Genomic DNA, 11,459 nt, shown 5'->3' on the forward strand with positions numbered 1-11,459 from the left:
TTGCCTTTCAATCGTCGGTTGCGTACCTAAGTACGCGGCCCTCCTCTTTCAAGGCAATCTGCGGCACTTGGAAAACCCGTCTCCGTTGCAGTTTTTGGCTCAAAGCCGCATTTATGAAAGGAGACCAGTTAGATGCGCGTTTCTTACGACTGGCTCAAGACCATGATCGATATTCCGGAAGATCCTAAGACCCTTTCGGACGAGTATATCCGCACCGGCACCGAGGTTGAGGCGATTGACACCGTGGGCGAGTCCTTCGACCACGTGGTGACCGCCAAGGTGCTCACCAAGACCCCGCACCCCGATAGCGACCATATGTATGTGTGCTCGGTCGACGTGGGTGACAAGAACCTCGACGCCGACGGCAACCCCGCCCCGCTGCAGATTGTCTGCGGCGCGCAGAACTTCGAGGCCGGCGACCACATCGTCACGGCCATGATCGGCGCAGTTCTGCCCGGCGACGTCAAGATCAAGAAGAGCAAGCTTCGCGGCGTCGTGTCCATGGGCATGAACTGCTCCGCGCGCGAGCTCGGCTTGGGCGGCGACCACTCCGGCATCATGATTCTGCCCGAGGATACGCCCTGTGGCATGCCGTTTGCCGAGTATGTGGGCTCGAGCGACACCGTGCTCGACTGCGAGATCACGCCCAACCGCCCCGACTGCCTGTCCATGATCGGCATGGCCCGCGAGACCGGCGCCATCTTCGACCGCGATTTTCACGTTGAGCTGCCCGCCATCAAGGCCGAGACCGGCCGCGCGACCGACGACGAGCTTTCGGTCGAGATTGCCGACGAGGGCCTGTGCGACCGCTATGTCGCCCGCATCGTGCGCAACGTGAAGGTCGGCCCGTCGCCCGACTGGATGGTCAAGCGCCTCAACGCCCTGGGCGTGCGTCCGCACAACAACATCGTCGATATCACCAACTACGTGATGATGCTCACCGGTCAGCCGCTGCACGCCTTTGACCTGTCAACCTTTGCCGAGCGCGAGGGCCATCGCCGCGTGGTGGTTCGCGCCGCCCAGCAGGACGAGAAGTTCACGACCCTCGACGGCGAGGAGCGCACGCTCGACGCCGGCATGGGCCTCATCACCGACGGCGAGCGTCCCGTGGCGCTGGCCGGCGTTATGGGCGGCATGGATTCCGAGATCGAGGACGACACCGTCGACGTGATGGTCGAGAGTGCCTGCTTCAACGCCGGTCGTACCTCGCACACCAGCCGCGACCTGTCGCTGATCTCCGACGCCTCCATCCGCTTTGAGCGCCAGGTCGACGAGACCGGCTGCGTGGATGTCGCCAACGTTACCTGCGCGCTCATCGAGGAGATCGCCGGCGGCGAGGTCGCTCCCGGCTACGTTGACGTTTTCCCCGCGCCCAAGACCATCGACAGCATCAAGCTGCGCCTGGCCCGCGTGCATGCCATCTGCGGCGCCGACATCGAGCCCGACTTTATCGAGCGTTCGCTCACCCGCTTGGGCTGCACCGTCGAGCGCGACGGCGAGGACTTCATGGTCACTCCGCCGAGCTTCCGTCCCGACCTGCCGCGCGAGATCGACCTGATCGAGGAGGTCCTGCGCCTGTGGGGCATGGGCCGTGTGACGGCGACCATCCCGGCTGCCAAGAACCACATCGGTGGCCTGACTCGCGAGCAGAAGCTCACCCGCAAGGTCGGCGAGATCCTGCGCGCCTGCGGCCTCAACGAGACCACGACCTTTGGCTTTGCCGCCCCGGGCGACCTGGAGAAGATCGGTATGTCCACCGAGGGCCGCGGTTGCCCCGTGGTGCTCATGAATCCGCTGGTAGCCGAGCAGACCGAGATGCGTCGTTCGCTGCTGCCGGGCCTGCTGCAATCCGTGGCCTATAACGAGGCCCACGGCACGCCCAACGTGCACCTGTACGAGGTCGGCAGCCTGTTCCACGGTCGCGAGAACGCCAGCCTGCCCAAGGAGACCAAGTCCGTGGCGGGTGTGCTCTCGGGCCAGTGGAGCGAGCAGTCCTGGAACATGAAGTACCGCAAGCTGCGCTTCTTCTTTGGCAAGGGCATTGTCGAGGAGCTGCTCGCCCAGCTGCGCATCGAGAAGGTTCGCTTCCGTCCCGCCGTGGGCGAGGGCTACGCCTTCTTGCAGCCGGGCCGTGCCGCCGAGGTTCTGTCTGGCGGTACCGTGCTGGGCTGGGTCGGCGAGATCCACCCCGAGGCGCGCGAGGCCTGCGGCATAGATGAGGTCGTCGTTGCCTTTGAGCTCGACCTGGACAAGCTGATCAAGGGTGCCCGCAACCAGGAGAACTACCGCGAGTTCTCGCAGTACCCGGCTGTTGAGCACGACCTGGCTATCGTGGTTGACAACTCCGTGACCTGCGAGGATCTTGAGCGCCGCATTACCAGTGCCGGCGGTAAGCTGCTCGAGGGCGTGCGCCTGTTCGACGTCTATCGCGATCCGGCCCGCATCGGCAAGGGCAAAAAGTCCATGGCCTTTGCGCTTACGTATCGCTCCGACGATCACACGCTCACCAGCGAAGAGGTCGAGAAGGCGCACCAGAAGATCGTCACCAAGGTGTGCAAGGGCGTAAACGGCGAGGTTCGCGGATAGGATCGCTTGCGTCTGTGACGAATGTATTGCAAAACGGCGCACTGCTTTGTTGGCAGTGCGCCGTTTGCTATGATAGCCGGCGGCGTGTTACGAACCTAACAATGCGTAATACTGGCAAGGTGATTCAAACGGCGCTGCGATCGCGTGCCGACAATCGGGAGGCATACATGCACATTCCAGATAATTATCTGTCCCCGCAGACCGATGTCGTCATGGCGGTGGCGATGGTGCCCGTTTGGGTCCACTGCATCAAGAAGGTGCGCGCCACGCTCGATCGCGAGCACATGGCTTTTCTGGGCATCTGCGCCGCGTTCTCCTTTTTGCTCATGATGTTCAACGTGCCGCTGCCCGGCGGCACCACTGGTCACGCTGTTGGTGGCGCGCTCATCACGCTGCTGCTGGGCCCCGAGGCTGCTGCCATTGCAGTCTCGGTTGCACTCGCGCTGCAGGCGCTGCTGTTTGGCGACGGCGGCGTTCTGTCCTTTGGCGCCAACTGCTTTAACATGGCCTTTGTGCTGCCGTTTACCGCTGCTATCGTGTTCCGTGCGCTCAACAGCCGTCTGCACGACAAGAGCTGGGGCACCTCGGTTTCGGCCATCGTGAGCGGCTGGGTCGGCCTGTGCCTGGCGGCCCTGTGCGCGGCAATCGAGTTTGGTATTCAGCCGATGCTCTTCACCAACGCCTCGGGCGCTCCGCTGTACTGCCCCTTCCCGCTGTCCGTGGCTATTCCTGCCATGTTGATCCCGCATATGCTGGTTGCCGGCGTGGTCGAGGGCGTGGCGACGGCCGCCATCTATGGTTTCATTAAGAAGACGGCGCCGAGCGTTATCGTCGGGCCCGAGGCCGTCGATGGCCAGCTTGCTGCCGAGAGCGCTGCCGCTAAGAAGACCTCGCTGGTCCCCACGCTCATCCTGGTCGCCGTGCTTGTCGTGGCTACGCCGCTCGGCTTGCTCGCCACCGGTGACGCCTGGGGTGAGTGGGACGCCGAGGGCGCCGCGACCGCCGTTCAGGAGGCTGGTGACGACAGTCTGCAGGCTTCGGTCGGCCTCGATACCCCGACCTTTGCCGACGCCCTGCCCACGGGCGATTATCTGCAGGCCTATTCCGAGGAGCAGGGTCTTGGCTTTGCCGGCCAGGCTGCCATGTATATCCTCTCGGGCGTGATTGGCGTGGCGGTGCTGACCATCGCATTCCGCCTGGTCTCGCTGACGGTCAAGGAAAGCGGTGCTCATGGCAACAGCCGAGCTGCCTAGCTGGCTTACGGTCGAGCAGCGTTACGAGCCCGCGGGGGCTCGACATCGTGTTATGCAACAAAACGTCCTGCACCTGGCGAGCCTGCTTGAGCGGGTTCGCCTGGGTGGAGGCGCACACGAGGGCGGGTCGATGGTCGACCGCGCCCTTTCTTGCGTTTCGGCGCCGGTGCGCCTGGTGGGGATGTTCGTCTGCGTTCTGTGCGTGTACCTGACACAGAGCCCGCTGTACCTCATGTTGATGGCGGCTATCGCGCTGGTGCTCGTTGCCGTGCGCCCCGTACGCGGGCTGCGGGCAACCTTTGTGCCGGCACTTGGCGCTGCGGGGCTCGCGGTGGTTTTGGCACTACCTGCCCTGCTGCTGGGCGCGTCTGCCACGGGCGCCATGCTCAAGATTGCGCTCAAGACGTTCATTAATGTGTCGCTTGTGCTGGGCGTTTCATGGACGCTTACCTGGAGCCGCATGTCGGCGGCGCTCAAAATGTTGCACCTGCCCGACGAGGTCATCTTTACTTTCGATATGGCGCTCAAGCATATCGAGGTGCTGGGACGCACGGCGCACGATCTGTGCGAATCGGTCATGCTGCGCAGCGTGGGTCGTGCGCCTGCGGGTTTTTCGCGCACCGACTCGCTGGCGGGTATCATGGGCATGACGTTTATCAAGGCGATGGAATGTAGCCACGCGATGGACGAGGCTATGCTTTGCCGCGGCTTTGCCGGCGTGTATCCGGCGCCCGCTCGGATTGTGTTGAGCTGGCGCGATGCGGTTTATGCGGCCGTTGTGGTGTTGCTGGGCGTGCTGTGCGCGGTGCTGTAACGGGCTGGTCGGCTGTTGATGTGGAATAGGAAAGGGCGACGCTTTGGCAAACGATACGAATGACGTGATGAGCGCGAGTGGTGCCACCGGCGCCGAGGTCGCGCCGCTCATCGAGCTGCGCGACGTGGTGTTCTCCTATGCGGGGCATACGGTTGTCGATGGTGTGTCGCTGCAGGTCGATCGTGGTGAACTCGTTGCCCTGCTCGGTCCCAACGGCTGTGGTAAGACGACGATTATGCGCCTTATTAACGGCCTTGAGCTCGCGGACGCAGGGGCATACCTGTTTGACGGGCATGTGATCGATGCGGCGTTTCTAAAGGATTCCGCTGTCGCTCAGCGTTTTCATCAGCGCGTGGGCTTTGTGTTCCAGAATGCCGACGCCCAGCTGTTCTGCGCTACGGTGGGCGAGGAAGTCGCGTTTGGCCCGGCTCAAATGGGGCTGCCGGCAGACGAGCTCGAGCGCCGCGTGCGCGATGCCATGGGGCTGTTCCAGGTTGCCGACCTTGCCGACGCCTCTCCCTATCAGCTCTCGGGCGGGCAAAAGAAGCGCGTTGCGTTGGCTGCGGTGGTGTCGATGAACCCGGATATCTTGGTCCTCGACGAGCCTACCAATGGACTCGACGAGGATTCATGTGACATCGTGGTCAACTTCTTGTTGGCCTACGTCGCGGCGGGTAAGACGGTCTTGATGAGCACACATCACCAGGATTTGGTGCGACGCCTGGGTGCCCGTGCAATCTATATCGATCGATATCACCATGTGGTCGAGGCGCCTTCTCCGTCGTATGGAACCGAAAGCGGTGCTACGGACTAGTTGCTGCGTAGAGCGTGCGTAGCTGCCCGCGTGGCTTTGCCGTGATGGTATAGTTATCCAGGTTTTTATGGGGGTGGCTATGCCAAGCTGGAACATTCATATCGCTCAGACGGAGCGTTTGCTGGAGCGCACCGGTGCGCTTGCCAAGAGCGTGCGCGACCGCAATGCCTTTTTGTTTGGCTGCGTGGTTCCGGATATCTTCGTGGGCTATATGGTCCCTGGTATCGCCGATCCCATCCCGTACCGCATTACGCACTTTGCCAAGCCTGAGCCCATCCCTAAGCCTCGTGAGCATGAGTTCTGGGATACCTATGTGGCGCCGCTGCTCAAAGGGGCGCCTGTTGGTACGCCGGCTGACGCGACCTCGATTGTCGAGGAGCGCGAGCGGCTGAACCGCGTGCACTATCCCCAGCGCTACAAGGATGCCGAGCCGGTTGCCGGTCCCGGCGCCTGTGAGTTCTCGCTTGCGTCCGAAGATGTGGCACAGTCGTTGTTCGATTTGACACTTGGTGTCTGGTCGCATCTGGTGGCCGATACCGTATGGAATACGCGCGTGAATCAGTACCTGGAGGCGCACGGCGGCAAGCCGTGCGAGGAGTTCCGCATTAAAAAGCAGGGCGATTTTGACTGGTTTGGCAAGACGCTGGGCATCGTTTCCATCCCGCGTGCGACCGATCGCCTGTATACCGCTGCGACGCGTTTTGGGCAGTATCCCATCCATAAAGAATATGTGCTCAAGACCATCGGCGTTATGCACGAGATCGTGCGCGAAAACCCCGGCGAGCCCGACCATCCGCCATACCGCCTGCTGACCGAGGAATTCTTCGACGCAACGTTTACCGAGGTCATCGAGCTGACCGAGGCGGGATTCGCGGCTCGCGTTGCTGCTTCTGACGTTCCCGCAGTCCCCCTGATCGCTAGCTGCTAGTCGGCCGGCTTAACGGTGAGCAGTTCATCCCAATTGACCAACAGCTCCCGTCGCAGGGCATCTTCGGTGGTACGCTCGGCATCGGAAAGGTTCGCGACTGATCACAAATCGATGAAGCGGCATATGAGGTAGGTCCTAAAAAAGGGCCCGGAAGGCAAAGCCTTCCGGGCCCTTTGCAATGCAAGCGTGCTTGCAAGTGCGTTTTAGCGCACCTGAGCGACGTAAGCGACGTTGGTCGAGGAGACCTTGTCCTCGAGCTGGACGCTCATACGGGGATCGCCGGCGGTAGCGACGGTCAAATCGCCAGTCTTGACGTAGCCGAGCTCCTTAGCGGTCTCGATCGCCTTGACGATCGTGCCGTTGACGGTGCCCTGGGTAATCTCTGCCTGGTGCGGGATGACGCCCCAGTACATGATCATCTGCTGGACGGCCCACTCGTGGCGGGAGAACGCGCAGATCGGCATGTTGGGACGGAAGTGCGAGATCAGGCGAGCGGTGCGGCCGGTGGTCGTGGGCACGGTGATGCACTTGGCGCCAACGGTGGTGGCCATGTTCACAGCGGACATACCCACAACGTTGTTGACGACGCGGGTGCCGTGAGCGTCAGCCGGAACCTCGAGCGGAGCGTGAGCCGGGAGGTACTTCTCGGTCTCGAGAGCAATGCTGGCCTGCATCTTGACGGCCTCGACCGGGTACTTACCGGCAGCGGACTCGCCGGAAAGCATAACGGCGTCGGTGCCGTCGTAGATCGCGTTAGCAACGTCGGCAACCTCGGCGCGCGTCGGGCGCGGGTTCTGCTGCATGGAGTCGAGCATCTGCGTAGCGGTGATAACGGGCTTGTAGGCCGCGTTGCACTTAGCGATGATTTCCTTCTGGATGTGCGGAACGAGCTCGGGCTTGATCTCGATGCCCAGGTCGCCACGGGCGACCATGATGCCATCGGAAGCCTCGAGGATCTCGTCAAAGTTCTCGACGCCCAGGGCGCACTCGATCTTCGGGAAGATTGTCACGTGCTCGCCACCGTTCTCGCGGCAAAGCTTGCGAATGCCGCGGACGGACTCGCCGTCACGGATGAAGGAAGCGGCGATGTAGTCGATGTTCTCGGTCAGGCCAAAGAGGATGTCCTGACGATCGCGCTCGGTGATGGCGGGCAGCGAGATGTTGACGTTGGGCATGTTGACGCCCTTGCGCTCGCCGATCAGGCCGTCATTCTTGACGACGCAGGTCATGTCCTGGCCGTCGACGGACTCGACCTCGAGGGCAACCAGACCGTCATCGATCAGGATAAGGGAGCCCTTCTCGACCTCGGAGGGCAGAGCCAGGTAGTCGAGGGAGATGTGCTCAGCGGTGCCGTGGAAATCCTCGGACGTGGGCTGAGCGGTGACGACGATCTTATCGCCGGTCTTGACGGCAACCTTCTTGCCATCGACCAGAAGGCCGGTGCGGACCTCGGGGCCCTTGGTGTCGAGCAGGATGCCGACGGGCAGACCGAGCTCCTTGGAAATACGACGGACGCGCTCGATGCGACCGTGGTGCTCGTCGTAGGATCCGTGCGAGAAGTTAAAACGGGCGACGTTCATGCCCGCCTTGATCATCTCGCGGATGGTCTCGTCGCTATCGCAGGCGGGACCCATGGTGCATACAATCTTGGTGCGCTTGTACATTCAGACCTCCATCTGACATCGTCTTGCGCTGATAGATAAACCATAAGAAATAAAACTGAGATGATTATAACGAAATGACGACCGAATACCCCAAAAAATCGACCGTATGCCGAATTAGAAGTTCATTTTTTGCGGTAAAAACGGTATATGCAAAAACTTTACCAACCGTTCTAACCGCTGCTATCTGGGCGATATTTCAGTTTGACGATGCACCGAAGAAAAAACGTTTTATCAATGTTGAGCATCACACGGTCTGCATCGTTGCACTCGAGCCGTGTTTCCAATTGGAATGTTTTGGCTAGACGCGCCGCTTTGGGGTACCATAGCCCCACTATCAACTGCCGCTCAGCACGGCAGCCTTGATGAGCCCTTGCCCTTCTCCTGGGAATTATGATCGGGCATCAATCTGCTGAGTGGCCCGAATCCCAGGAGGGGACTCTATATGCAAAAGGAATACCTGTCCGCCGCGGCGGAGGTACTCAGCGACCAAGGTGTCGATGAGAACCTCGGCCTGAGCAACGACGAGGCGTCGTCGCGCCTCGCCAAGACAGGCCCTAACAAGCTCGAGGAAGCCGAGAAGACGCCGTTGTGGAAGCGCTTCTTTGAGCAGATGGCCGACCCCATGGTCATCATGCTGATCGTTGCCGCCGTCATCAGTGCACTCACGGGCATGGTCAAGGGTGAGGCGGACTTTGCCGACGTCGCCATCATCATGTTCGTCGTTATCGTCAACTCGGTGCTGGGCGTGGTTCAGGAGGCCAAGAGCGAGGAAGCTCTCGAGGCATTGCAGGAGATGAGCGCCGCGCAGTCCAAGGTTCTGCGCGACGGCAAACTCGTGCACCTGCCGAGCGCCGAGCTCGTGCCCGGCGATGTGATCATGCTCGAGGCGGGCGACTCCGTCCCGGCCGACTGCCGCGTGCTCGAGAGCGCCACGATGAAGATCGAAGAGGCTGCACTCACCGGCGAGTCCGTGCCTGTCGAGAAGCATGCCAACGTGATCGAGCTCGCCACCGGCACCGATGACGTGCCGCTCGGCGACCGCAAGAACATGTGCTACATGAGCTCCACCGTGGTGTACGGCCGTGGCCGCGCCGTCGTGGTCGGCACCGGCATGGATACCGAGATGGGTAAGATCGCCGGCGCCCTGGCCGAGGCCAAGGAAGAGCTCACGCCGCTGCAGGTGAAGCTTGCCGAGCTCAGCCGCATCCTCACCATCATGGTTATCGTCATCTGCGTCGTCATCTTTGGCGTTGACATCATCCGTCACGGCGTGGGCAACGTCCTTACCGACCCGACTGCCCTGCTCGACACCTTTATGGTCGCCGTCTCGCTCGCCGTCGCCGCCATCCCCGAGGGCCTGGTCGCCGTCGTGACCATCGTCCTTTCGCTCGGCGTGACCAAGATGGCCAAGCGCCAGGCGATTATCCGCAAGCTTTCTGCTGTCGAGACACTCGGCTGCACACAGACCATCTGCTCGGACAAGACCGGCACGCTTACCCAAAACAAGATGACCGTCGTCAAGCACGAGCTCGCCGCGCCTAAGGAGAAGTTCCTGGCCGGCATGGCTCTGTGCTCCGATGCCCAGTGGGACGAGGAACTGGGCGAGGCCGTGGGCGAGCCGACTGAGTGCGCGCTTGTCAACGATGCCGGCAAGGCGGGCCTCACTGGCCTGACTGCCGAGCACCCGCGTGTGGGTGAGGCCCCGTTCGACTCTGGCCGCAAGATGATGTCCGTGGTCGTCGAGACCCTGGACGGCGAGTATGAGCAGTACACCAAGGGCGCGCCCGACGTGGTGATCGGCCTGTGCACCCATATCTACGACGGCGACAGGGTCGTTCCGCTGACCGAGGAGCGTCGCGCCGAGCTCGTGGCCGCCAACAAGGCCATGGCCGACGAGGCCCTGCGCGTGCTGGCGCTGGCAAGCCGCACCTACACCGAGGTCCCGAGCGACTGCAGCCCCGCTGCGCTCGAGCACGACCTGGTCTTCTGCGGCCTGTCCGGCATGATTGACCCTGTCCGCCCCGAGGTCGCCGACGCCATCCGCGAGGCCCACGACGCCGGTATTCGCACCGTCATGATCACGGGCGACCATATCGACACCGCCGTGGCCATTGCCAAGCAGCTGGGAATCGTCACCGATCGCAGCCATGCCATTACCGGTGCCGACCTCGACCGCATGAGCGACGAGGAGCTCGACGCGCACATCGAGGACTACGGCGTGTACGCCCGCGTCCAGCCCGAGCACAAGACGCGCATCGTCGAGGCCTGGAAGTCGCGCGACCAGATCGTCGCCATGACCGGCGACGGCGTCAACGACGCCCCGTCCATCAAGCGCGCCGACATCGGCGTCGGTATGGGCATCACCGGCACCGACGTCACCAAGAACGTTGCCGACATGGTGCTTGCCGACGACAACTTCGCCACCATCATCGGTGCCTGCGAAGAGGGTCGCCGCATCTACGACAACATCCGCAAGGTCATCCAGTTCCTGCTTTCGGCCAACCTTGCCGAGGTGTTCTCGGTGTTTATCGCCACGCTCATCGGCTTTACCATCTTCCAGCCGGTGCAGCTGCTGTGGGTGAACCTGGTCACCGACTGCTTCCCCGCGCTCGCGCTGGGCATGGAGGATGCCGAGGGCGACATCATGAAGCGCAAGCCGCGCAACGCCAAGGACGGTGTCTTTGCCGGCAATATGGGCCTGGACTGCGTGGTCCAGGGTCTGATCATCACCGTGCTGGTGCTGGCGAGCTTCTTTGTGGGCGTGTACTTTGACATGGGCTACATCCACATCGCCGATATGATCGCCGGCAATGCCGACGAGGAAGGCGTGATGATGGCGTTCATCACGCTCAACATGGTCGAGATTTTCCACTGCTTCAATATGCGCAGCCGTCGTGCGTCGCTGTTCACCATGAAGAAGCAGAACAAGTGGCTGTGGGCTTCTGCCGCGCTGGCACTGGTGCTGACGGTGATCGTGACCGTGCAGCCGACGCTTGCCGAGATGTTCTTTGGCCCTGTGACGCTTGAGCTCAAGGGCGTTCTTGCCGCACTGGGCCTGGCTTTCCTGATCATCCCGCTGATGGAGATCTACAAGGCGATCATGCGCGCGGTCGAGAAGGAGTAAGTTAACCTGTCCGGGCCCGCCCCTGCGTGTTTTCTTCTTCGCTGGTCCTCGCGCTTCGCGCTGCGGGATCGCTCAGAAGAAAACACTCCCGGGGTGGGCCCTACGGTATCCTTGCTGGCTTTACTCCCGCGCGGATGAAAAAGGGCTGAGGGAAAGTTTGTGAGCCGATTGAGCGTTTGCTCGACCGGCTCTTTTTGATTCAAGACTTTAGTCTGCTGGCCGCGCAGCGGCCAGCTTTAAACCACCCGCTATGCGGGTGGAGACAAACGGCTTTAC

The 11,459-nt window shown here is 61.9% G+C and carries 7 protein-coding genes; 6 read left to right on the forward strand and 1 reads right to left on the reverse strand.

Features of this window, described 5'->3' with window-relative positions; translation table 11 throughout:
* Positions 1-132: 132 nt before the first annotated feature.
* The 5 genes from pheT (at position 133) to I2E13_RS06985 (ending at position 6,395) form a co-directional block, all read left to right on the forward strand.
* Positions 133-2,586, forward strand: a complete 2,454-nt coding sequence (gene pheT / locus I2E13_RS06965; protein WP_195404624.1) for a phenylalanine--tRNA ligase subunit beta — start codon at positions 133-135, stop codon at positions 2,584-2,586.
* Positions 2,587-2,753: 167 nt separating this feature from the next.
* The gene (gene cbiM, locus I2E13_RS06970; protein ID WP_195404625.1) at positions 2,754-3,839 is read left to right on the forward strand and encodes a cobalt transporter CbiM; all 1,086 of its coding nucleotides are present in this window, start codon (positions 2,754-2,756) and stop codon (positions 3,837-3,839) included.
* The gene (locus I2E13_RS06975; RefSeq protein ID WP_195404626.1) at positions 3,817-4,653 is read left to right on the forward strand and encodes an energy-coupling factor transporter transmembrane component T family protein; all 837 of its coding nucleotides are present in this window, start codon (positions 3,817-3,819) and stop codon (positions 4,651-4,653) included. The genes cbiM and I2E13_RS06975 overlap by 23 nt, the downstream gene beginning before the upstream one ends.
* Before the next feature lie 43 nt (positions 4,654-4,696).
* Positions 4,697-5,467, forward strand: a complete 771-nt coding sequence (locus I2E13_RS06980; RefSeq protein WP_229057868.1) for an energy-coupling factor ABC transporter ATP-binding protein — start codon at positions 4,697-4,699, stop codon at positions 5,465-5,467.
* Between the two features lie 79 nt (positions 5,468-5,546).
* Positions 5,547-6,395, forward strand: coding sequence for a hypothetical protein (locus I2E13_RS06985; protein ID WP_229057869.1), 849 nt, complete (start codon positions 5,547-5,549; stop codon positions 6,393-6,395).
* Positions 6,396-6,598: 203 nt separating this feature from the next.
* On the opposite strand, the gene pyk is transcribed toward I2E13_RS06985, so the two are convergent.
* Positions 6,599-8,059: a pyruvate kinase gene (gene pyk, locus I2E13_RS06990; RefSeq protein WP_195404628.1), complete on the reverse strand. Its 1,461-nt coding sequence runs from the start codon at positions 8,057-8,059 to the stop codon at positions 6,599-6,601.
* A gap of 442 nt (positions 8,060-8,501) precedes the next feature.
* Here pyk and I2E13_RS06995 point away from each other — a divergent pair, with 442 nt between their 5' ends.
* On the forward strand, positions 8,502-11,183 hold the full coding sequence (locus I2E13_RS06995; protein ID WP_195404629.1) for a cation-translocating P-type ATPase: 2,682 nt from the start codon (positions 8,502-8,504) through the stop codon (positions 11,181-11,183).
* Positions 11,184-11,459 lie beyond the last annotated feature (276 nt).

The sequence above is a fragment of the Collinsella aerofaciens genome, assembly GCF_015554145.1.
Lineage (GTDB): Bacteria > Actinomycetota > Coriobacteriia > Coriobacteriales > Coriobacteriaceae > Collinsella > Collinsella aerofaciens_AA.